The 22,928-nt window shown below is 65.9% G+C and carries 19 protein-coding genes; 4 read left to right on the forward strand and 15 right to left on the reverse strand.

Annotated elements, in window-relative coordinates; translation table 11 throughout:
* Positions 1–74: 74 nt before the first annotated feature.
* Genes ispG through AB5K84_RS42520 form a run of 3 tightly spaced genes read right to left on the reverse strand, consistent with a single transcriptional unit; the run spans position 75 to position 2,853 of the window.
* Complete coding sequence (gene ispG / locus AB5K84_RS42510; RefSeq protein ID WP_011083758.1) at positions 75–1,358, reverse strand: flavodoxin-dependent (E)-4-hydroxy-3-methylbut-2-enyl-diphosphate synthase; 1,284 nt, start codon at positions 1,356–1,358, stop codon at positions 75–77.
* Between the two features lie 12 nt (positions 1,359–1,370).
* A complete protein-coding gene (locus tag AB5K84_RS42515) occupies positions 1,371–2,324 on the reverse strand; it encodes a DMT family transporter (protein WP_011083757.1) in 954 nt (317 codons plus the stop codon).
* 34 nt (positions 2,325–2,358) lie between these two features.
* Entirely contained in the window at positions 2,359–2,853 is a 495-nt protein-coding gene (locus AB5K84_RS42520) for a Fur family transcriptional regulator (protein ID WP_011083756.1), read from the reverse strand.
* Positions 2,854–3,009: 156 nt separating this feature from the next.
* Between AB5K84_RS42520 and AB5K84_RS42525 the strand changes: the two genes are divergently transcribed.
* Genes AB5K84_RS42525 through AB5K84_RS42535 form a run of 3 tightly spaced genes read left to right on the forward strand, consistent with a single transcriptional unit; the run spans position 3,010 to position 6,209 of the window.
* On the forward strand, positions 3,010–3,492 hold the full coding sequence (locus AB5K84_RS42525) for a MarR family winged helix-turn-helix transcriptional regulator (protein WP_011083755.1): 483 nt from the start codon (positions 3,010–3,012) through the stop codon (positions 3,490–3,492).
* The gene (locus AB5K84_RS42530) at positions 3,485–4,648 is read left to right on the forward strand and encodes an HlyD family secretion protein (protein ID WP_011083754.1); all 1,164 of its coding nucleotides are present in this window, start codon (positions 3,485–3,487) and stop codon (positions 4,646–4,648) included. Before AB5K84_RS42525 ends, AB5K84_RS42530 begins: the two co-directional genes overlap by 8 nt.
* 4 nt (positions 4,649–4,652) lie before the next feature.
* Positions 4,653–6,209 (forward strand): MDR family MFS transporter, encoded by a 1,557-nt coding sequence (locus AB5K84_RS42535; protein ID WP_011083753.1) that lies wholly within the window; start codon positions 4,653–4,655, stop codon positions 6,207–6,209.
* Positions 6,210–6,386: 177 nt separating this feature from the next.
* Here AB5K84_RS42535 and AB5K84_RS42540 read toward each other — a convergent pair whose 3' ends face one another.
* The 6 genes from AB5K84_RS42540 to pcaF all read right to left on the reverse strand — a co-directional run bounded on the left by AB5K84_RS42540 (position 6,387) and on the right by pcaF (position 13,138).
* Entirely contained in the window at positions 6,387–7,478 is a 1,092-nt protein-coding gene (locus AB5K84_RS42540) for a phosphotransferase (protein ID WP_011083752.1), read from the reverse strand.
* Between the two features lie 48 nt (positions 7,479–7,526).
* A complete protein-coding gene (locus AB5K84_RS42545) occupies positions 7,527–9,218 on the reverse strand; it encodes a methyl-accepting chemotaxis protein (protein WP_011083751.1) in 1,692 nt (563 codons plus the stop codon).
* 263 nt (positions 9,219–9,481) lie between these two features.
* Positions 9,482–10,084 (reverse strand): protocatechuate 3,4-dioxygenase subunit alpha, encoded by a 603-nt coding sequence (pcaG, locus tag AB5K84_RS42550; protein ID WP_011083750.1) that lies wholly within the window; start codon positions 10,082–10,084, stop codon positions 9,482–9,484.
* 1 nt (position 10,085) lies between these two features.
* On the reverse strand, positions 10,086–10,787 hold the full coding sequence (pcaH, locus tag AB5K84_RS42555) for a protocatechuate 3,4-dioxygenase subunit beta (RefSeq protein WP_038965195.1): 702 nt from the start codon (positions 10,785–10,787) through the stop codon (positions 10,086–10,088).
* 129 nt (positions 10,788–10,916) lie between these two features.
* Positions 10,917–11,810, reverse strand: coding sequence for a dioxygenase family protein (locus AB5K84_RS42560; RefSeq protein WP_038965199.1), 894 nt, complete (start codon positions 11,808–11,810; stop codon positions 10,917–10,919).
* Between the two features lie 119 nt (positions 11,811–11,929).
* Positions 11,930–13,138: a 3-oxoadipyl-CoA thiolase gene (gene pcaF, locus AB5K84_RS42565; protein ID WP_011083747.1), complete on the reverse strand. Its 1,209-nt coding sequence runs from the start codon at positions 13,136–13,138 to the stop codon at positions 11,930–11,932.
* Between the two features lie 215 nt (positions 13,139–13,353).
* Between pcaF and mutS the strand changes: the two genes are divergently transcribed.
* The gene (gene mutS / locus AB5K84_RS42570; RefSeq protein WP_011083746.1) at positions 13,354–16,092 is read left to right on the forward strand and encodes a DNA mismatch repair protein MutS; all 2,739 of its coding nucleotides are present in this window, start codon (positions 13,354–13,356) and stop codon (positions 16,090–16,092) included.
* A gap of 116 nt (positions 16,093–16,208) precedes the next feature.
* Here mutS and AB5K84_RS42575 read toward each other — a convergent pair whose 3' ends face one another.
* The 6 genes from AB5K84_RS42575 to AB5K84_RS42600 all read right to left on the reverse strand — a co-directional run bounded on the left by AB5K84_RS42575 (position 16,209) and on the right by AB5K84_RS42600 (position 22,866).
* Complete coding sequence (locus AB5K84_RS42575) at positions 16,209–17,885, reverse strand: methyl-accepting chemotaxis protein (protein ID WP_171463733.1); 1,677 nt, start codon at positions 17,883–17,885, stop codon at positions 16,209–16,211.
* A 388-nt stretch (positions 17,886–18,273) separates the two neighbouring features.
* On the reverse strand, positions 18,274–19,083 hold the full coding sequence (locus AB5K84_RS42580; RefSeq protein ID WP_011083743.1) for a hypothetical protein: 810 nt from the start codon (positions 19,081–19,083) through the stop codon (positions 18,274–18,276).
* A 220-nt stretch (positions 19,084–19,303) separates the two neighbouring features.
* Entirely contained in the window at positions 19,304–19,813 is a 510-nt protein-coding gene (locus AB5K84_RS42585; RefSeq protein WP_027542149.1) for an OsmC family protein, read from the reverse strand.
* 55 nt (positions 19,814–19,868) lie between these two features.
* Complete coding sequence (locus AB5K84_RS42590; protein ID WP_011083741.1) at positions 19,869–20,654, reverse strand: ABC transporter ATP-binding protein; 786 nt, start codon at positions 20,652–20,654, stop codon at positions 19,869–19,871.
* 4 nt (positions 20,655–20,658) lie between these two features.
* Entirely contained in the window at positions 20,659–21,504 is an 846-nt protein-coding gene (locus tag AB5K84_RS42595; protein ID WP_038965193.1) for an ABC transporter permease, read from the reverse strand.
* A 261-nt stretch (positions 21,505–21,765) separates the two neighbouring features.
* Complete coding sequence (locus AB5K84_RS42600; RefSeq protein ID WP_063921374.1) at positions 21,766–22,866, reverse strand: aliphatic sulfonate ABC transporter substrate-binding protein; 1,101 nt, start codon at positions 22,864–22,866, stop codon at positions 21,766–21,768.
* Between the last annotated feature and the right edge of the window lie 62 nt (positions 22,867–22,928).

Here is a 22,928-nt window from a genome sequence, read left to right on the forward strand (position 1 = left end):
GCTACGACCCGCGCAAAAAATAAGGCGGGTTACGCTTCGCGAACCCGCCTCACGATTCCAATGTTTGGGAACGACTACTCCGCCGCGGTCACCGGTACCTTGGCGCCCTGGCCGTAGCGCTGGTCGATGTAGTCGATCACCAGCGCCTTGAAGTCGTCGGAAATGGTCGGGCCGCGCAGCGTGCGGAACTTCTTGCCGTCGACGAAGACGGGCGCGGCCGGCGCTTCGCCGGTGCCCGGCAAGGAGATGCCGATATTGGCGTGCTTGGATTCGCCGGGGCCGTTGACGATGCAGCCCATCACCGCGACGTTGAGCTCTTCCACACCCGGATATTTCGTCTTCCAGGCCGGCATCTCGTCGCGGATGAAATCCTGGATCGAGCGCGCCAGCTCCTGGAACGTGGTCGAGGTGGTGCGGCCGCAGCCGGGGCAGGCCGCGACCAGCGGCACGAAGGTGCGGAAGCCCATGGTCTGCAGGAGCTCCTGGCCGACCTGCACCTCACGGGTGCGGTCGCCGCCGGGCTCCGGCGTCAGCGAGATGCGGATGGTGTCGCCGATGCCCTGCTGCAGCAGGATGCCGAGCGCGGCCGAAGAGGCGACGATGCCCTTCGAGCCCATGCCGGCCTCGGTGAGACCGAGATGGATGGCGTAGTCGGAGCGCGATGCGAGATCCTGGTAGACCGCGATCAGATCCTGCACCGCCGAGACCTTTGCGGAGAGGATGATGCGGTCCTTGGGCATGCCGAGCTCTTCGGCGCGCGCGGCCGAGAGCAGTGCCGACTGCACCATGGCCTCGCGCGTCACCGCGCGCACGTCGCGCGGATTGGCGGACGCGGCGTTCTCGTCCATCAGCTTGGTCAGCAGCTCCTGGTCGAGCGAACCCCAATTGGCGCCGATGCGGACCGGCTTGCTGTTCTTGTTCGCGATCTCGATGATATCGGCGAACTGGGTGTCGCGCTTGTCCTTGAAGCCGACATTGCCGGGATTGATGCGGTACTTGGCGAGCGCCTCGGCGCAGGCCGGATAGGCTGCGAGCAGCTTGTGGCCGATATAATGGAAGTCGCCGATCAGGGGCGTGGTGATGCCGCGCTTGGCGAGGCCGTCACGGATGTGCGGGACGGCGGCCGCGGCCTCCTCGCGATCCACGGTGATGCGGACCATTTCGGAGCCGGCGCGCGCGAGCGCTGCAACCTGGGCGATGGTGCCGTCGATATCGGCGGTGTCGGTGTTGGTCATCGACTGCACGACGATCGGCGCACCGCCGCCAACGGCGACGTCTCCGACCTTGACCTGGGTGGTCCGGTGCCGGGGCGCGGGGCCCGCGATGTCTGAATCGATGGTGTTTTCGAGCTTGTTCATGGGGTCCAAATATCAGGTTTTGGTGACGTTCAGCAATGCATCGCGCGGCGCCGCAGCCGTTTGGCTGGGACGGTTAACCAGAAAAAGCCCAGCAATTACAAGGACCGCGGCGGCCCCGAATGTCAGGCTCAAGGTGTCGTGCATGATGAAATAGCTACCCACCACGCCAAACAGAGGGGTGATGAAGGTAAAAGCGGACAATTTGCTGGCCGAATAGGCCTTCACCAGCGCGAACCAAAGCGTGAACGTGGTTCCCACCACCCAGATCGCCTGGAAGGCCATCAGGGCGAGGGACAGCGGCGCCGGGGTGTGGGTGATGGATTCGCCGAACAACCAGGCCGCCAGGCCCAGGATCGGGATCGAGGTCGCAACCTGGTAGCCCAGCGCCTTCTCCGGCGCGGCGAAGCGCAGCCGCGTGCCCTTGGCAACCAGCGTGGTGGCCGCCCACAGCGCGGCACCGCCGACGATCATGAGGTCGCCGAGCAGCACCTTGGCATCGACATCCGGCTGCGGCACGCCGATCGCGAGCGCGACGCCGGCAAAGCTCACCGCGAGCCCCAGCCATTGCGTGCCGCCGAGCCGTTCGCCGAGCACCTGGTAGGAGCCGAGCGCGACGAAGAACGGTGCGGTGTAAAGAAACACCACGGCCCGGGACGCCGGCGTGAGGCGCAGGCCCTGGAAGATCAGCACGAACTCGATGCCGAACATCAGCCCGGCGATCAGGCCGGGCTTCCACGTGCCGTCCTTCTCGAAGAATTTGACGCCGCGCAGCGTGCCGATGATGAAGAGTACCGGCAGCGCGCCCATCGAGCGGATCATCGCCTGGAGCATCGGCGGGATGTCCGGCAGCACCAGCTTCACCGCGATCTGGTTGAACCCCCAGGTCAGGCACAGCATCAGCATCAGGGCGATGGCGCCGGCACTGAGGGGGCGACCGGCGGACGGTATGGCTTGAGGTGAGGACATTTCTTCCCGATATCGGCTTTGCGCCGTTGTTGCTTTATGCAGTTTTCTGACAATGGGTGCAGATGCCCGTGATCTCCACCACAGACAATTTGGGGGCAAAACCTGAGCTGCGCGCAGCGGCGTTGATATCCTTGGCGAAGGACGCCGACGGGATCTCGCCGACCAGACCGCAGCGCTCGCAGATCAGGAACGCCACCGCGGAGGTCGCATCGTGGTCGTGGGCGGCGCAGGCGAGATAGGCGTTGCGACTTTCGATGCGGTGCACGAGGCCGTTGGCCATCAAGAAATCGAGAGCACGGTAGATCGTGATCGGGGCCGGCCGCGGCATCGACTTGGCGAGTTCGTCGATCACCTCGTAGGCCCCGAGCGGGCGGTGGCTGGAGAGCAGCGCCCCGAGCACCTGGCGGCGAATCGGCGTGAATTTCTGCGCGCGCTGCTCGCAAACCTCCTCGGCATGCGCCAGCGCGTCCGCAGTGCAGCGGCCGTGATCGTGGTCGGGCGCGGGGAATGCCGGCTTTGCGAGGGTCATTTGGCCTGCCTTCTAGCATTTCGGCGAGGGAACCCAAAGCACGACCGGCGAACGGCGGTCAGCCATGCTCTTGCAGCGGGACAGCGTCCCGTTACCCCGCCATGAAAAAATCATAAGCTTGCTTATAGTATCTCAAGCTTATAGGAGACCAAGCTCATGAGCCGCGGGCCCGTGGACCAGAACTTCCTGTTTACGCTCGCCGAGCTCTATCGCCTGCTGCGCGTCTATGCCGACAAGGAGGCGTCGCGCTTCGGCATCACCCGCGCGCAATGGGCGGTGCTGGCCAAGGTCGAGCGCAGCGAGGGCATGAAGCAGTCGGAGCTCGCCGAGCTCCTCGAGGTGCAGCCGATCACGCTGACGCGCCTGATCGACAAGCTCTGCGACAATGACTGGATCGAGCGCCGCAGCGACGCCTCGGACCGGCGCGTCAAGCGCCTCTACCTGAGGAAGGCCGGCCGGCAATTGCTCGGCAAGATGAGCGGGCTCAGGTCCGAAATCACGGCCAACGCGCTCGACGGTATCAATCCGGCGGATGCCCATCGCCTCCTCACCCAACTCGAAGCAATCAAGGAAAACGTGCGTACCGCGATCCAGACATCCGGAGCGGAACAAGCACGTAAGGAGCAGCGCTATGGCTGATCAAGTCATCAAGTTCCAGCCCGAGCAGAAGATCGACAGCGGCAAGCCCACCAAGAAAGCCGGCACCGATCCCCGCCGCCGCATCATCGCAGGCCTGCGGCGCTATCGCCGCTTCCTGCTGATGGTCGTGCTGCCGATCGTCGCCGCCATTGGCGGCTTGACCCTCTATCTGAATGGCGGCCGCTATGTCGGTACCGATGACGCCTATGTCGGTGCGCAGAAGGTGCTGGTGACGCCCGACATCTCCGGCAAGATCGAGAAGGTCGTCGTGAGGGAAGGTCAGCTCGTCAAGCAGGGCGATGAGCTGTTCGAGATCGATCCCGTGCCGTTCCGCCTCGCGGTGGACGAGGCCAGGGCGCAGCTCGCGCAGGCGCAGTCGACCTACGACAATCTCCGCGCCAACATCAAGATCTACGGCGACATGCTGAGCCTCGCCCAGCAGGGCGTCGACCTCAAGCAGCGCGACGTCGAGCGCAAGCAGGCGCTGGTCAAGAACAGCTACGGCTCGCAGCTCGACCTCGACAACGCGGCGAACGCGCTGGTCACGTCAGGCTCGATCGCGCAATACGTCAAGCAGCAGATCTCGGCGGCCAAGACGCAACTGCTCGGCGATACCGACCTGCCGCTGGAGAAATTCCCGCCCTACGCGCAGGCCAAGTCCAAGCTCGACAACGCCGAGCGCAATCTCGATCACGCCGTGGTGCGCGCGCCGATGGGCGGCGTCGCGACGCAGGTCGAGCAGATTCAGCTCGGCCGCTACGTCACGGCCGGCACGCCGGTGTTCTCCATCATCGACGTCGCCCATCCCTGGGTCGACGCCAATCCGAAGGAAAGCGACCTCACCTACGTCACCGAAGGCCAGCCTGTTACCCTCGAGGTCGACGCGTTCCCGAACCACGTGTTCAAGGGCAAGATCGGCTCGCTCTCGCCCGGTACCGGCGCGCAGTTCGCGATCCTGCCGCCGCAGAACGCCACCGGCAATTTCGTCAAGGTGGTGCAGCGCGTGCCGATCCGCATCTATTTCGACGAGACCGACAAATACGTGCGGAAGCTGAAGGCCGGCATGAGCGTCTACGCCACCATCGACACCGGCCATCGGCGCTCGCTCGCCGGCCTGTTCGGCCTGTCGGCGACCGCGGGCCAGGACAAGGACTGATCCGATGTCCGGCCCCAATGCCAGCCTGATGGTCCCCGGCCTGCGCCGGAACATGGTGACGATCTGCGCCATGACCGCGACCATCATGCAGGCGCTGGACACCACCATCGCCAATGTCGCCCTGCCCTACATGCAGGGCACGCTGTCGGCCTCGCAGGACCAGATCAACTGGGTCTTGACCTCCTACATCGTCGCCGCCGCGATCATGACGGCGCCGGTGGGCTGGATCGCCAACCGCTTCGGCCGCAAGCGCATCTTCATCATCTGCTCCGCCGGCTTCACCATGGCGTCGGTGCTGTGCGGCCTCGCGCAGGACATCAACCAGATGGTGCTGTTCCGCCTGCTGCAAGGCGTGTTCGGCGCGGCGCTGGTGCCGCTGTCGCAGTCGGTGATGCTCGACTATTACACGCTCCAGGAACGCGCCAAGGCGATGTCGATCTGGGGCATGGGCGTGATGATGGGCCCGATCATGGGTCCCTCGCTAGGGGCATGGCTCACCGAGACCTATTCCTGGCACTGGGTGTTCTTCGTCAATCTGCCGTTCGGCGCCATCACCGTGCTCGGGCTGATCATCTTCATGGACGAGACCAGGAAGGACATCAGCCTCAAATTCGACTGGTTCGGCTTCGCTGCGCTGGCGGTCGCGATCGGCTCGCTTCAGCTCGCGCTCGACCGCGGCGAGCAATTGGGCTGGCTCGAATCCAATGAGATCGTCGCGGAGTTCATCGTCTCCGCCGTCGCGTTCTACTTCTTCGTCGCGCACTCCTTCACGACCTCGACGCCGTTCATCCGCTTCGCGCTGTTCCAGGATCGCAATTTCGTCACCGGCTGCATGTTCATGGTCGTGATGGGGCTCGTGCTGTTCTCGACCATGGCGCTGGCCTCGCCCTACATGCAGAACGTGATCGGCTACCCCATCATCACCGCCGGCCTGCTGCTGGCGAGCCGCGGCTTCGGCACCTTCTTCGCCATGATGCTGGTCGGCCGCATGATGCGTTATTTCGAGGCACGCACGCTGATCATCTCCGGCCTGACGCTGACCGCGGGCTCGCTGTATCAAATGACCGGCTGGACCGACCTGACCCAGGTGCCGGAGATCGTGACCGTCAGCGTCATCCAGGGCTTTGGCTTCGGCCTGGTCTTCGTGCCGCTCTCGACCGTTGCGTTCCTGACGCTGTCGAACGAGCTGCGCACCGACGGCACCGCGATGCTGACCCTGATGCGCAACGTCGCGAGCTCGGTCGGCATTTCCGTCGTCATCGCCCAGCTGACGCAGGGCACGCGGCGGACCTATGCGATCCTGTCCGAGCACGTCAACCCGTTCAACCACGCGCTCCAGATGCCCAGCGTCAGCGGCATGATCAACCTATCCACCGACGCGGGCCGCGCCATGGCCGACAGGATGGTCAGCGTGCAGGCGCAGATCATCGCCTTCGCGCACGACTATATGCTGGTGATGGTCTTCATCCTCTGCACCATCCCGCTCGCCCTGTTGATCGGCTCGACCAAGGCCACGCTGCGCAGGCAGGCCGCGGGGCCGGAACATGCGGTGATGGAGTAAGGGGAGGGGCGTCACAAGCTCCGCCGTCGTCCTGGACAAGCGAAGCGCAGATCCAGGACCCATTACCCCAGGGAGGAGTTTGGCGAAGACTCGTGATTACCAGCTTCGCGCCACAACCTCGCCCTGGGGTAATGGGTCCTGGCTTTCGCCAGGACGACAGCAAGTATGTAGCGTCGCCTACCCCAACAACTCCTCACACCCCAGATCCTCGACCGCCATCATCACCCGCTCCAGATTGTTCCACCAGATCAGCGGCGGGATGTTGATGCTCCACTGCCAGACCGGCCCCGTGATGTGCCAGAGCACCGACAGACGATAGTCCTGATCGAGCGCGCCGCGCGTGTAGCCGCTGACGCCGTTGGCGACCAGCGTCTCGTGATAACGATTGAGCAGCGGCCGTTCGAGCGCCTGCCTGCGGTCCGGGTACCATTGCATCGCCATCATGTAGGCAAGGTCACTCGTCGGCACGTTGATGCGCCACTGGTCGAAATCGAAGATGCGCACGGTATCCGCGACGCCGGGGCGCGGCAGCATGAAATTCCAGATATGGGCATCGCCATGGGCAATGCTGATGTGACGCCGCGAATGATAGCGCTGGGATAGCCGAGCCGAGTGCTCGATCAGGCGGCGATAGAGGGTACGGCGCTCTTCGCCGAGGCGATCACCGAGCAGATCGGCGAAGCGGTCGTAATGGCCGGCGAAGGTTTCCATGTGCTGCGCGCGGTCCTCGGCGCTCGCCCAGGTGCCGACGGTGTCGCCAAGACCGGGATGGTCCCACCATGCCGCATGCCAGCGCGCCAGTGTCGTGACGATCGCCATCGCCTGCTCACGCGACGGCGGCAGCGGCCACTTCGTTGCGATCTCATGGCTGTCGGTAAGGTCCTCGAGCAGCAGGTGCCAGGTGGGGCCGTCCTCGTCGAAATGCCCGTCAAAGCAGCGCGGCACCAGTCCCGGCGGCATCTTCGGCGCAAGCTGCGTGTAGAAGTCCACCTCGCGCCGGCCGCCATTGGCGAGGCTCTCGGCGAAAGCGGAATTGGGAGTCTTGAGGATCAGCGACTGCGGGGCGCCAGCGGACTCGCCGACATAGCGCAGCCCGAGCCTGACGATCTGTGACACGAGGGTGTCACGCTGATGCAGCACCTTCACCTCGCGCACCGCGCCCGCGTCAAGCACGCCGCCCCTGCGCAGCGCCGCCGTCAGTTGGGCGGACTCAACGACCGCCGGCAATTGTGGAGATGTCATAGCCACGATGCCCCTGTCCCGCGCCATACTGCACGATCACGCCCCCGGGCACCAGCGGCCGACGCGATGCCGGGCTCAAGCCGCGGCGGTCGAGTCGCGCACAGTCCGGACCACGACCGACCGCAGCTGTTCGAGATTGGACGCCATGCCGGCGATCGCCTGCCTGACCTCCGCGGCGCGCTCGTTCACGGAGGCGGCGTCGCGGCTGACATTGCCGATCTTGGCCGAGACCTCCTTCGCGGCGGACGCCGATTCGGAAATCGACCGCGCGATCTCCCGCGTCGCGGCGTCCTGCTGTTCCATCGCGGCAGCAACCGAGGACGCCACGCCGTCGATCTCGACGATGTGGCCCCCCATGGTCTCGACGGCATCGACCGCGGCCTGCGTCGAGGCCTGGATCTCGGCAATCAGCCGCCCGATCTCCTCCGTGGACTTGGCGGTCTGGTCGGACAGGGATTTCACTTCGGCGGCCACCACCGCAAAGCCGCGGCCGGCCTCGCCGGCGCGCGCCGCCTCGATCGTGGCGTTGAGCGCCAGCAGGTTGGTCTGGCCGGCGATGCCGCCGATGAGATCGGAGACCTCGGCAATCTTCTTCACCGATCCCGCCAGCGCTTGAATGGTCGAACGCGCCTGCTCACGGCCGGCAACGGCCGATCTGGTGACCGTGCTGGTCCGCGCGACCTGGCCCGCGATCTCGCGGATCGAAACACTCAGTTCTTCGGCCGCGGCCGAAACGGTCTGGGAACTGCCGAGGGCCTGGGTGGAGGCCGCGGCCACCGCCTGCGACTCCGAGGACAGCGATCGCGCGATCTCGGACAGGCTGGAGACGGCCCGCTCGACGCCCTGGCTCGCCGCGCTCGCGGTGTCGACCGAGCGCCCGGTCTCGCGCTCGACGGTCTCGGCCATCTGGTGCAGGGCGCCGCGCTTGGCGAGCGCGGCCTCCTGCTCCTTCTGCAACTGCTCCTCGCGCAGCCGCGAATTCTCGGCCGCCGCCTGCTTGAACACCACAAGCGCGCCCGCCATCGAGCCGACCTCGTCCTGGCGGTGTGCAAATGGAATGTCGGCGGCGAGATCGCCGGTCGCGAGCCTTTGCATCGTATCCGTCATGCGCACGATCGGGCGCACCACGCCGAGGGCAACGCCAAGCAGGCCTGCGGCAACGAAGGCCAGGACGGCGGCGGAGACGCCGAGGAGGATATAGAGCATGGTGCTGTCGCGCTCCGCGGCCAGCTTCTCCATGTCGGCGTTCTGCTTGTTGGCGCTCTCGACGATGCTGTCGATGACGGCGCGGTGGGCCGTGTAGGCGTCCTTGAGCTGCGCGTAGGCGCCTTCGGCAGCGGCGCTGTTCTTGGCCTTGAGGGCCGGCAGGAGCTGATCGGACAGGACTTTCCAGAACTTCTGCACCTCGGCATCGGACTTCGACACCAGCGCGTTCTTCAGATCGGCCGAGAGGCTGGAGGCGATCCAGAATGCCTTGCGCTCGTCGTAATCCTTGCGGAGCTGGACCAGGCGCTCGCCATGGGCCGCCAGCTGATCCGGCTCGCGCATGGCGAGGGTCGCTTCGAGATAGGCCTCGATGACATATTCCGGCGGCGGCAGGATGTCCGCGATGAGGTCGTTGCCCAGCTTGATGTCGGAATAGAGCGGACCGCCGACCTTGAGCTCGCGCAGGGCGTAGAGGCTGGTGGAAACGACCGCCGTGAAGCCGATGGCGAGAACGATCCCGAATGCAATGACCGCAGAAGAAAGCGAGAGACGAAATTTCATGGAACAATCCAATGCCGCTGGTCGAAATCCGAACGGACCCTAAACGATTGCGGTAAACACGGGATTGCTTCGCGCGGAAATTGTATTCCGCGGAGACCGGAAAATTACGGGAATTGGATGTCGAACGGTCGGTTTTCAGGCAGCGAGACCGACTCACGGCGCGAAGAGAAACGACTCAGGCCCGATGCGGAGCAGCAGCCGACTCGGTTGCGCTGGATGAGAAACGCGTGCCGGCCGTCGATATCGCCGCCACGCGTGCCGCCTCACACGTCGAAGAACACCGTCTCGTTGTCGCCCTGCAAACGCAGGTCGAGGCGATAGACCGCCTTCCCCGCCTCGCGCGTCGCAATCAGCGTGGCGCGGCGCTCAGTGGGCACCAGCGCCAGCACGGGATCGGCGGCATTGCCGGCCTCGTCGCTGAAATAGATCCGGGTGTAGAGATGCCGCAGCATGCCGCGGCCGAACACCGCAAGGAGGATATGCGGCGCCTGCAGCTTGCCGTCGAGATCGGGCACCGCGCCCGGCTTGACGGTGTCGAAGGCGTAATTGCCGTCCTTGTCGGTGCCGCAGCGGGCGAAACCGCGGAAGCTGGCATTCGGCAGCGCGCGCTTGTCCTGCGGGTCGGCGAAGCGCCCTTGAGCATCCGCCTGCCAGATCTCCAGCATGGCATCAGGCACGGCGACGCCGTCACCGTCGAGCACGCGGCCCTCGATGTGGACACGATCGCCCGTGACGTCGGGCGTCAGCGTCGAGTTGGTGAACGCGTCGTTCCAGGCGTAGTCGCCGGTCGGCGTCAGGCCGTATTTGAAGAACGGACCGACGGTCTGCGATGGGGTGATCCCCTCGGGCTTCACAGAATCCTGCACTTTAGTGGCTCTCCATGGGCGTGGCGTTCTTGCCGCGCAGCACGATGTCAAAGCGGTAGCACAGCGCCCATTCGGGCTGGGTGTTCTCGAGATCGAACGACGAAACCATCCGCGCGCGCGCCTTCTCGTCCGGCACCGAATTGAAGATCGGATCGAACGGGAACAGCGGATCGGCCGGGAAGTACATCTGCGTCACCAGGCGCGTGACGAAGGAATGGCCGAACACCGAGAGATGGATGTGCGCGGGACGCCAGGCGTTGTGGTGATTGCCCCACGGATAGGCGCCGGGCTTGATGGTGACGAAGCGGTAGTAGCCGGAGGCATCGCTCTGGGTGCGGCCTGCGCCGGTGAAGTTCGGATCCAGCGGCGCCGGATGCTGGTCGCGGACATGGACGTAGCGGCCGCAGGAATTGGCCTGCCAGATCTCGACCAGCGAGTTCGGCACGCCGCGGCCGTCCTCGTCGAGCACATGGCCGTGCACGATGATGCGCTCACCGATCGGCTCGCCGGTATGCTGTGTGGTGAGATCGTTGTCGCCCTCGCGCACGGTCTCGTGGCCGTAGACCGGGCCGGTCAATTCCGACAGCGTGTGGCGCATCGGGATCAAGGGCTTGTTCGGTGCGCGCTTGATCGAGCTCTTGTACTCGGGCGACAGCGGCAGCGGATGCGCCTTGTTGCTATCGACGGGATAGATGAATGTCATTGGCGAACTCCTCCCCCGGCCATTTTCGGTCCGGCCGGTCAACACTTCCGCCAATCATTATAGGATATAACTAATTGGGGGAAGCGGGTTTGGCGGCCTCTTTGCGCCGGCACATGGCACAGGCGCGCCCTATTTGATCGGCGGACGTGGCAGCACGGCCTCGCCGGTCTCGAGCCGGTAGGTGTGGTCGAGCGAGTACCAGGGCGTCGCGACGTCGCGCGCGGTCGGATGCGGCGTATCGTGGCGCAGGAACTTGCCGATCAGCGCCTGCGTCACCCCGAACTGCACGTCGCTGTCGATATGCGGATCGGCGGGGTCGTAGACCTGCGAGATCAGCACCTTGAATCCGGGCTTGAAGATCAGCGCGTGCAGATGCGCGGGACGATAGGGATGCCGGCTCTGCGCCTTCAGCAGGCGGCCGACCACACCACTGGTCGGAATGGGATAGCCAACCATCATCACCGAACGGAAGGCGAAGCGCCCGTCCTGGTCGGTCGTGAACTTGCCGCGCAGGTTCATGTCCGCTTGCTCGGGGTCCTGGTTCTCGTAGAGACCGACCGGCGAGGCATGCCAGACATCGACCTCCGCCCCAGTGACGGGACGGCCATCCTTGTCCACGACGCGGCCGCTGACGAACAGCGGCGCACCCGGGGTCTCGGAGCGAACGATCGATCCGCCGTTCTCGACCCGCGGCGAGTTCAACCGCCAGAACGGTCCGAGCAGCGATTGGTCGGTTTCCGTATTGCCCTGATCGCCATTGTTGAGCAGGCACACCAGCGGCGAGACGCCGAGCGAGCCGGCCATCAGCACGACTTCGTTATGCGTATCGGTGGTCAGCTTGCCGAGCTCGGCCACGATCGCCGTGGCGTCGCGGAATTCCGCCTCGGTCAGGCGAACATCGCGGACGAAGGCGTGCAGGTGCTTGACCAGTGAGACCATGATCTGGCGAAGCCGCGGATCGGACGTCCGCTCCATCACCGCCAGTGCCGCGGCCGTGACGTCCTGTTCACGTTCGATCATCATGCTTGCCTCCCGGTCGCCCGTCATTCCGGGGCAGCCCGACAGGGCTGAACCCGGAATCTCGAGATCCCGGATTCCGCTCTAACGAGCGGCTCCGGGATGACGGGACGCGCAGCGTCCCGTCAGTTCAGCTTCTCGATCGCCACGGCAACGCCCTGGCCGACGCCGACGCACATGGTGGCGAGCGCGAGCTTGCCGCCGCGCTTCTCCATGCCGTGCACGGCGGTGAGCGCCAGGCGCGCGCCGCTCATGCCGAGGGGATGTCCGAGCGCGATGGCGCCGCCATGCGGATTGACGAAGTCGGCATCGTCGGCAACACCGAGTTGGCGCATGCAGGCGATGCCCTGCGAGGCGAAGGCCTCGTTGAGCTCGATCAGGTCGAAATCGCTGATCTTCTTGCCGAGCCGCTCCATCAGCTTGCGGGTCGCAGGCACGGGTCCAATGCCCATGATGCGCGGCGGCACGCCGGCCGAGGCGAGGCCGAGGATGCGGGCGCGCGGCGTCAGGCCATGCTTCTTCACGGCAGCTTCGGACGCCAGGATCATCGCAGCCGCGCCGTCGTTGACGCCGGATGCGTTGCCGGCGGTGACCGTGCCGGGATTGCGCACGATCGGCTTCAGCTTGGCGAGACCTTCCAGCGTGGTCTCGGGACGCGGATGCTCGTCCTTGTCCACCGTGATCGGACCGGTCTTGCCGCCGGGAATGCTGATCGGCGTGATTTCTTCGGCGAAATAGCCGGCCGCGATCGCGGCGCCTGCGCGCTGCTGCGAGCGGATGGCGAAGGCGTCCTGGTCGGCGCGCGAGACCTGGAATTCCTCGGCGACGTTCTCGCCGGTCTCCGGCATCGCATCGACGCCGTACTGCGCCTTCAGCAGCGGATTGATGAAGCGCCAGCCGATGGTGGTGTCGAAGATCTCGGCCGAGCGGGAGAAGGCCTCCTGCGCCTTGCCCATCACGAAGGGCGCGCGGGTCATGGATTCGACGCCGCCGGCAATGGCGAGCTCGATCTCGCCGGAGCGGATGGCGCGGCCGGCGGCACCGACTGCATCGAGGCCGGAGGCGCACAGGCGGTTCAGGGTCTGGCCGGGAACCGAGTCGGGGAGGCCTGCGAGCAGCAACGCCATGCGTGCGACGTTGCGGTTGTCCTCGCCGGCCTGGTTGGCGCAGCCGAAGAACACCTCGTCCACCTGCGCCCAATCGAGATTGGGGTGCTTGGCCATCAGCGCCTTGATCGGCGCGGCGGCGAGGTCGTCGGCACGCACCTTGGCGAGCGAGCCGCCGAAACGGCCGATCGGGGTCCGCACGGCATCGCAGATAAAGACGTCACGCATCGTTGTTCTCCCTGAATGCCGCGGTCCGGCCAAATTCTTCAATTCCGGCGGAGTTTTAGGAGGGCGCCCGCGGCAGGTCAATTGACTGATACGCGCGTGTTCCGAGGGGCGTGCACGCCTGCCACGCATGCCGCAGTGCGGACAGCGTGGAAAACCTCCCTTCCCCGGCCAAACCGATAGGAGCGCGGGACGAAATTTTGTAGGTTGCGCCGCCCATGACGATGCAACAGCCGATACCCGTACCGCCGCCCGACGAAACGCCCGCGCCGCAGGCGGAAGCCGCCGCGCGCGTCACGCCGATGATGGAACAGTACCTGGAGATCAAGGCGGCGCATCAGGGCCTGCTGCTGTTCTACCGGATGGGCGACTTCTACGAATTGTTCTTCGAGGACGCCGAGATCGCCTCCAAGACGCTCGGCATCGTGCTGACCAAGCGCGGCAAGCACCAGGGCGCGGACATCCCGATGTGCGGCGTTCCGGTCGAGCGCGCCGAGGATTATCTGCACCGCCTGATCTCGGCCGGCCACCGGGTCGCGGTCTGCGAGCAGACCGAGGATCCCGCCGCCGCGAAAGCGCGCGGCAACAAGAGCGTGGTGCGCCGCGGCGTGGTGCGGCTGGTCACGCCCGGCACGCTGACCGAGGACACGCTGCTCGATGCGCGCGCCAACAATTACCTGCTGGCGATCGCGCGCGCCCGCTCGTCCACCGGCGGCGACCGCTTCGGGCTCGCATGGATCGACATCTCGACCGCCGAATTCATGGTGACGGAATGCTCGGGCGGCGAGCTCGCCGCAACGCTGGCGCGGATCAATCCGAACGAGGCGATCGTCACCGACGCGCTCTACAATGACAACGAGCTCGGACAGACCTTGCGCGAATTGCCGGCGGTGACGCCGCTGACCCGCGACGTCTTCGACGGCGCCACCGCCGAGAAGCGGCTGTGCGACTACTTTGCCGTCGCGACCATGGACGGGCTGGCACAGCTGACCAGGCTCGAAGCGACGGCCGCTTCCGCCGCCGTCACCTATGTCGACCGCACCCAGGTCGGCAGGCACCCGCCACTGTCACCGCCCGCGCGCGAAGCCTCGGGCGCGACCATGGCGATCGATCCGGCCACGCGCGCCAATCTCGAGCTGACGCGGACGCTCGCCGGCGAGCGCCGCGGCTCCCTGCTCGATGCGATCGACTGCACCGTGACCTCGGCGGGCTCGCGCCTGCTGGCGCAGCGGCTGGCGGCGCCGCTGACGGATGCGCCGGCGATCGCGCGGCGGCTCGACGCGGTCGGCGCCTTCGTTGCCGATTCCGCCGCGCGCGAAGACATCCGCAGCATCCTGCGCGGCGCGCCCGACATGTCGCGGGCGCTGGCCCGTCTCTCGGTCGGCCGCGGCGGACCGCGCGACCTCGCGGGCTTGCGCGACGGCATCATCGCCGCCGACCAGGTGCTGGCGCGGCTCGGCGAACTCGACCAGCCGCCGCAGGAGATCGCGGCGGTGATGGCGGCCTTGACGCGACCATCGCGCGAGCTCGCGGCCGAGTTTGCGACAGCGCTCGACGAGCAACTGCCGCTGATCAAGCGCGACGGCGGCTTCGTGCGCCAGGGCTATGAGCCCGCGCTCGACGAAGCCCGGAACCTGCGCGACGCCTCGCGCCTCGTGGTGGCCTCGATGCAGGCGCGCTACGCCGACGACACCGGCGTCAAAGGCCTCAAGATCCGGCACAACAACGTGCTCGGCTATTTCGTCGAGGTCACCGCGCAGCATGGCGACAAGCTGATGTCGGCACCGCTCAACGCGACCTTCATCCATCGCCAGACGCTTGCGGGCCAGATCCGCTTCACGACCTCCGAGCTCGGCGAGATCGAAGCCAAGATCGCCAATGCCGGCGACCGCGCGCTCGGCCTCGAGCTCGAGATCTTTGAGCGGCTCTGCGCCAAGGCGCTCGAGATCAGCGACGACCTGCGCGCCGCCGCGCAAGGCTTTGCGCTGCTCGATGTTGCGACTTCGCTGGCCAAGCTTGCAGTCGACGAGAACTATGTGCGGCCGGAAGTGGACTCCTCGCTCGGCTTTGCGATCGAAGCCGGCCGTCATCCCGTCGTCGAGCAGGCCCTGAAGCGCAACGGCGAGCCGTTCATTGCCAATGCCTGCGATCTCTCGCCGGCGCCCGCGCAAAAGTCCGGCCAGCTCTGGCTGCTGACCGGTCCCAACATGGCTGGTAAATCGACCTTCCTGCGCCAGAACGCGCTGATCGCACTGCTGGCGCAGATCGGCAGCTTCGTGCCGGCGACGCGCGCCCGCATCGGCATCATCGATCGCCTGTTCTCGCGCGTCGGCGCCGCCGACGATCTCGCGCGCGGCCGCTCCACCTTCATGGTGGAGATGGTCGAGACCGCGGCGATCCTGAACCAGGCCGGCGAGCGCGCGCTCGTGATCCTCGACGAGATCGGCCGCGGCACGGCAACCTTCGACGGCCTCTCGATCGCCTGGGCCGCGATCGAGCATCTGCACGAGAGCAACCGCTGCCGCACGCTGTTCGCGACGCATTATCACGAGCTGACCGCGCTCTCGGCCAAGCTGCCGCGGATGTTCAACGCCACCGTGCGCGTCAAGGAGTGGCAGGGCAATGTCGTGTTCCTGCACGAGGTGCTGCCGGGCTCGGCCGACCGCTCCTACGGCATCCAGGTGGCAAAACTCGCAGGCCTGCCGCCGGCCGTGATCACGCGCGCCAAATCCGTGCTGGCGAAACTCGAGGCGCAGGATCGCGGCCAGACCGCGCGGGCCCTCGCCGATGATCTGCCGTTGTTCGCCGTGCCCTCACGCGCCGCCGCGGAAGCCGCGCCGCCGAGCGAGGCGGAGCTGCTGATGGACGCGGTGAAGGCGCTGCACCCCGACGAGATGTCTCCGCGCGAAGCGCTCGATGCACTGTATGCGTTGAAGGCCAAGCTGCCGAAGCAGTAACGGCGCCGTAGGGTGGGCAAAGCGTAGCGTGCCCACCATGCAACGACGAATTCGCGGATGGATGGTGGGCACGGCGCGCGAAGTGCGCGCGCCTTTGCCCACCCTACGATACTGCCCTACGCCCGCGCCGCGATCGCGGCCGCTTCCGCCGCGGCGCGCTGCATGCTGGTCGACATCTCGTTCGTGACCGTGCTCTGCTCCTCGACGGCGGCGGCGGTCGATGTCACGTATTCGCTGACATTGTTGATCGCCTGCTTGATGGAGCCGAGCGCGCTGACGACGTCGCCGGAGATGCCGTTGAGGCTGCCGATCTCCTGGCCGATCTTGTCGGTCGCCTGCTTGGCCTGGTTGGCGAGGCTCTTCACCTCGGAGGCGACCACGGCAAAGCCGCGGCCGGCTTCGCCGGCGCGCGCGGATTCGATCGTGGCGTTGAGCGCGAGCAGGTTGATCTGCCCGGTGATGCTGTTGATCATCTCGACGATGCCGCTCATCGCCTGCGCGGCCTCGGTGAGGCGCTGCGCCTGGGCGTCGGCGGCGGCGACCTGATCCACCGCGCTCATCGCGGTTTCGCGCGACTTGGTCATCGCCTCGGAAATCTCCCGCACCGAGGCGTTGAGTTCCTCCGAACCCGCGGCGACCGATTCCATCATGCCGCGGACACGCTCGTTGCCCATGCGGACGAGCACCTGCTTCGTGGTGTCGGTGGCATATTTCACGACCTTGAACGGCTTGCCGTTGAGATCGAGGATCGGGTTGTAGGAGGCCTGAATATAGACCTCCTTGCCGCCCTTGCCGATGCGCTTGTATTCCGCCGCCTGGTACTGGCCGCGGTTGAGCGCGGCCCAGAACTCGCGATAGGCCGCGCCGTCGCGCTCGGCAGGCTCGACGAACATGCTGTGATGATGGCCCTTGATCTCGGCGAGTGAATAGCCGAGCGTTCCGAGGAAGTTGGCATTGGCGGTGATGATGGTGCCGTCCATGTTGAACTCGATCACCGCCTGCGCCTTGTCGATCGCCGCGATCTGACCGGCGAGATCGGCGTTCTTCAGCTTCTCCGCGGTGATGTCGGTCGCGAACTTGGCGACGCCGAACGGCTTGCCATTCTCGTCGAGCAGGGGATTGTAGGAGGCGAGGATCCAGACCTCGCGACCGCCCTTGCCGATGCGCTTGAACTCGCCGGCCTGGTATTCGCCGCGGTTGAGCGCGGCCCAGAATTCGCGATAAGCGCCGCCGTCACGCTCGGACTGAGCCACGAACAGGCTGTGGTGCTTGCCCTCGATCTCGGCCAGCGAATAGCCGAGCGCCTTGCAGAAATTCTCGTTGGCCGTGACGACGGTACCGTCGAGCTTGAACTCGATCACGGCCTGGGCGCGGCTGATGGCGGACACCTTGGAGGCTTCCGTCATGGCGCGGACCTTCTTGGCGGTGATGTCGGTCGCGATCTTCACGACCTTGACCGGCTTGCCGGCATTGTCGGGCACCGGATTGTAGGACGCCTCGATCCAGACCTCGCGGCCGCCCTTGGCAATTCGCTTGAATTCGGCGGCCTGCGGCTCGCCGCGGTTGAGCTGCGCCCAGAACGCCTTGTATTCGGCGCTGTCGCGCTGATCGGCCGGCACGAACATGGCGTGCTTCTTCCCCTTGATCTCGTCGATGGAGTAGCCGAGCGCCTTCAGGAAGTTCTGGTTGGCCGTAAGAATCGTGCCATCCATCGCAAACTCGATCACGGCCTGCGACCGGCCGATCGCGGCGAGCTGTGCGTCTGCATCACTGCGGGAGTTGCGACCAAACATCAAAGAATCTCCATCTCGAAATAACACCGATCGGGACGTGCCCGTCGGAACCAGGGGGATGTGACCGCGCGGCAGCGATGCCGTATTCCAATCAGCGGTTCCCGCAGGTCCGATCGCTTGAATAGAGATCCGCCAAAATATACGCGGGCGGTGTCGGACGCGGGTATGCAAGTTGATTCGTACGGGAAAAGCTCGAACAAAGTTCTAATAGAAATGTCGGAAAGCAGCAGCCGGGGAAAATCGCCGGTGCACACGGCGCCCCGCGGCGGTCTCGGCCCGAATTTGAAATGAGATTTGTCATTCAACGGCTTGCGGGACGCCGCGCTGATTGCTCGAATGAACTAGCCGCAGATATGTCTTCGACGTCATCTCGCGTTCATCCGTGGTCTCACGGCTTCTGCCGAGCCTTGCGCATCGCGCGCCGGCCGATCCCCCACAGCGTCAGGTTCCAGGTGACGCAGGTACCGAGCGCAAGACTCAAGCCGACGGCCAGGCCGAACTGCACCACCGCGACGTGCATGACGGCGACCGCCATTCCGAATCCGAGCAGGCCCCAGGCGGAGTTTGCGAGTACGGCGGCGGTCGGCGGGCCGCCGATGCGCGGATGCAGGATCACCATCATGCTTGAGAACACCACGGGATACAGCGCGATGATGCCGCTGATACGGGGGCCGACCCAGCTGGAAGTCGAGACCACGATGGCGACGAGGGTCGCGACCAGCGCGGCCCGCATCGGGACGTCGTACCAGCGCCGCGTCACCAGCGGCATCTTCACGTGGCGATAGCCTGCGAGCAGCGGAATGCAGATGCCGAATGCGATCAGATTGGCGGCAAGCCCGGCGGTGAGCGACCAGTCGAACTGGCGGATGATCGAGGCCAGCCCGATCCACACCGCGACGGCGCTGCCGCAACTCACCGCGAGATTGTGCCGCTGCGACAGCACGACATAGGTGAGGCACATGAAGATGGTCGCCGCGTTCACCGGCAGGCTCGCCAGCGCGCCCTGCGCGATGAAGGCGGCGTCATGGTCGATCGCGAGGAAGACGTAGGACGGACCGGCCGAGACCGGCAGGGTCGCGATCAGCGCACCGATCACCGGACCCGAGCGTTCGGTGATGATCGAGGCCGTCACGACGAACGCCGCCGCGATCGCCATGCGCAGGAGCAGGAAGAGGATGAAGTGGAGCTCGGGGGACATTTTTTTGTTTGTCGTGCCGGACAAGCGAAGCGCAGATCCGGAAGGAAGGCATTCTGTCCGTCATTCCGGGGCGCGCGAAGCGCGAACCCGGAATCCATAGCCACAGGGCGTTGTGATTCGAGAGCTGGAGCTACGACCGTCCGAAATCACGACGGCCTGGGGTTATGGGTTCCCGCCTACGCGGGAACGACACCAATTGTAGAGCAGCGACTCTCGCGCCTCACATCCGCTGCATCGACACCGAAACCTTCGGGCCGTTCTTGATGGTCTGGTAGACCACGCAATAGCGCTCGGTGAGCTTGAGCAGCAGATCGAGCTTGTCCTGCGGCGCCGGCGTGTCGACCTCGAAGCGGAGGCGGATCTCGGCGAAGCCGACCGGCGTCTCCTTGTCGACGCCGAGCGTGCCGCGGAAATCGAGATCGCCCTCGGCATAGACGTTGCCGGTCTTGAGCGGCACCTCGATCGCGGTCGCAACCGATTTCAGCGTGACGCCGGCGCAAGCAACCAGCGCCTCGAGCAGCATGTCGCCGGAGCAGAGTTCGAGGCCGGAGCCGCCGGTGGCCGGATGCAGGCCGGCAAGCGCGATAGCCCGGCCGGTCTCGACCTTGCAGGCGATGCCGTCGCTGTCGGTCGAGCCCTTGGCCTTCAACGTGATCAGCGCGGTCTTGGGATCGGTCTTGTAGCGTTCCTTGATCGGGGCCTGCATCTGGCGCAGTTGGGCAGCGTCCATTTTCGTTCTCTCCCGGAAAAATCGCCCCTCGATGTACCGGCTTGAGGAGAAATTGTCACCACCACATGGCCTGACCGGGACCCTGGGTTGCGTCACGGTCGGGCACGCTGCGGTCGAGCGAACGGTCGAGTGACGTCAGCACACTTCGCTTGAAGTTCTCGAACAGCGGCGAATTGCGGTCGCGCGGCCGCCCCAGATTGATCTCGATCTGGTCGAACAGGCGGCCCGGCCGCGGCCGCATCACCAGCACGCGATCTGCCAGCACCACGGCCTCGTCGACGTCATGTGTGACGAGGATCAAGGTCGGGCGCGTGTCGGCCCAGAGATCGAGCAGATGATCCTGGAGATCCCTGCGGGTGAATGCGTCGAGCGCGGTGAACGGCTCGTCGAGCAAGAGCACCTCGGGCTGCGGCACCAGCGCGCGGGCGATCGCGACGCGCTGCGCCTGCCCGCCGGAGAGCTCGCGCGGCCAGGCCTGCGCCTTGTCGGCGAGCCCGACGCGCGCGAGCGCGCGCGCCACCTTCTCGCGCCGCTCGGCCGCGGGCAGATCGGCAAGTCCAAAGCCGATATTGTCGGCGACGCCGAGCCAGGGCAAAAGCCGCGGCTCCTGGAAGATGATGCCGATCTTGGCATGCGGCGAGGCGATCGCCTCGTCGTCGAGCGTCACCGTGCCTGAGCTGGCGCGATCGAGGCCGGCGATGGCGCGCAGCAATGTTGATTTGCCGCAGCCGGAGCCGCCGATGATGGCGACGATCTCGCCTTGGCGGATCGCGGCCGAGAAACGCGCCAGCGCCTCGACGCCGTTGGGATAGGTCTTGCTGACCCTGTCGAGCGCGAGCATCGCGTTACGCTCCCCTGGGACGCCCGAAGCCGTCCTGCCAGCGCAGGAAGGGCGCGGACCCGACCTCGATCAGCCAGTCCGTGAGCTTGCCGAGCATGGCGAAGATCACGATCGCGGCGAGGATCTGCGCGGGCTTGCCGAGCTGCTGGCCGTCGAGCAGGAGATAGCCGAGACCTTCGGACGCCCCGATCAATTCGGCCGCCACCACGAACATCCAGCCGAGACCGAGGCCGACGCGCAAGGACACCACATAGGCCGGCAGCACCGCGGGCAAGAGGATGCGGCGGATCATCGCCGGGCCGGAGAGGCGGAAGGTGCGCCCGACCTCGACGATCTTGCGATCGACCGAGAGGATGGCACCCATCACGCCGAGATAGACCGGGAAGAACACGCCGACCGCGATCAGCGCGATCTTCGATGTCTCGAAGATACCGAGCCAGAGGATGAACAGCGGCACCCAGGCCAGCGAGGGTATCGCGCGCAGCGCCTGCACGGTCGGATCGAGCAGCCGGCGCGCCAGCGACCAATAGCCGGAAATCGCGCCGAGCAGCGTGCCGGCGACCACTCCGAACGCGAAGCCAAGGCCGACACGCCACAGCGTCGCGGCGATGTGACGGACCAGCTCGCCGGAGCGGGCGAGGTCAGTGATGGTGACAAAGACGCGCGAGGGCGGCGGCACCAGCCGGCCGTTGGACCAGCCGGACCACACCACGAGCTCCCAGCCGAGCGCGAGCGCGAGCGGCAACAGCACACCCAGCACCGGCCGCGCGTAACGCGCGATGCGCGAGGGCGCGGCGGCGCCCTCGGCCGGTTCAGAGGATCGTTGCAAGGCAGGCGCGTCGGAGATCATGGCCATAGCAAGCGCGTCTTGTGAGGGAATGCAACAGTGTCGCCACACCCACGACCGTCGTCCCGGACAAGCGCGCCTCAAGCGCGCGCCGATCCGGGATCCATAACCACGGGGAGGAGTGGTTACGGGGATTCGGAATGACCGCCTTCGCGCAACAACCACTCCCTGTGGTGATGGGTCCCGGCCCCCCGTGCGCAATTGCGCAACTAGGCCGGGACGACGGCGGAGCTTGATGCACGCGCGGCTGCCTCTTCCTGCCGACTAATTCGTCGGCAGCGGAATCTGGTCGTCGATCAGCGCATCCAGCGTCGCCTTCACGTCAACCTTGGCGTCGACGACGCCCGCCTGCTGCAACGCCAGGCCGGCGGCGAGGATCGACTCGCGCTGGGGCGAGCCGATGCGGCTGTGGGTCAGCTCGGTGCGCTCCTTGAGCTGCTTGTCGACGACGGCCTCGGGAAGCTTCGTCACGGCGATGAAGGTCTTCTTCAGTTCGTCATAGTTCGCCAGCGAATATTTGCGCGCCTCTTCGTAAGTGGCGAGCACGCGGCGGGCCACGTCCGGATAGTCCTTCAGGAACTGCTCGCGCACATTGAGGATGCCCCAGGTGTTAGCGTCCGCCTTGCGATAGAACAGCTTGGCGCCCTCCTCCACTTCGGCCTGCGCCATCATCGGATCGAGCCCGGCCCAGGCATCGACATCGCCGCGGATCAGCGCGGTCTTGCCGTCGGCGTGCTGGAGCAGCACCGGCGTGATGTCCTTCTCGGTGAGGCCGGCGCCAAGCAGCGCGCGCACCAGGAAGATGTGCGGATCGGTGCCGCGCGTCACCGCGACGCGCTTGCCCTTGAGATCCGCAACGCTTGCGATCCTGGACTCCTTGCCCGTCACCAGCGCGGTCCATTCGGGACGCGAATAGACATAGATCGACTTGATCGGGTTGCCGTTGATCTTCGCCACCAGCGCCGCCGAGCCCGCGGTCGAGCCGAAATCGATCGAGCCGGCATTGAGGAATTCGAGCGCCTTGTTGGAGCCGGCCGATTGCACCCAGGTGATGGTGATGCCGTCCTTGGCGAACTCCTTCTCCACCAGCGCCGCCGAGCCCGCGGTCGAGCCGAAATCGATCGAGCCGGCATTGAGGAATTCGAGCGCCTTGTTGGAGCCGGCCGATTGCACCCAGGTGATGGTGATGCCGTCCTTGGCGAACTCCTTCTCCAGCAGCCCCTTCTGCTTCAGCACCAGCGACACCGGATTGTAGGTCGCCCAGTCGATGCGGATTTCCTTGAGCGGATCGGCCGCCCGCGCCGCGGGGGTCATGGCGAGCGCCATCGCGCCCACCAGCAGAATGCGTCGTGTCACCTTGGTCATGCCCGCCCTCCTCAAAAACTTCATTGTTTTTCAATGAGTTATACCTAGAGGTCAACGAGAAA

Origin of the sequence: Bradyrhizobium sp. 1200_D9_N1_1 (genome assembly GCF_052075915.1) — a bacterium.
Lineage (GTDB): Bacteria > Pseudomonadota > Alphaproteobacteria > Rhizobiales > Xanthobacteraceae > Bradyrhizobium > Bradyrhizobium diazoefficiens.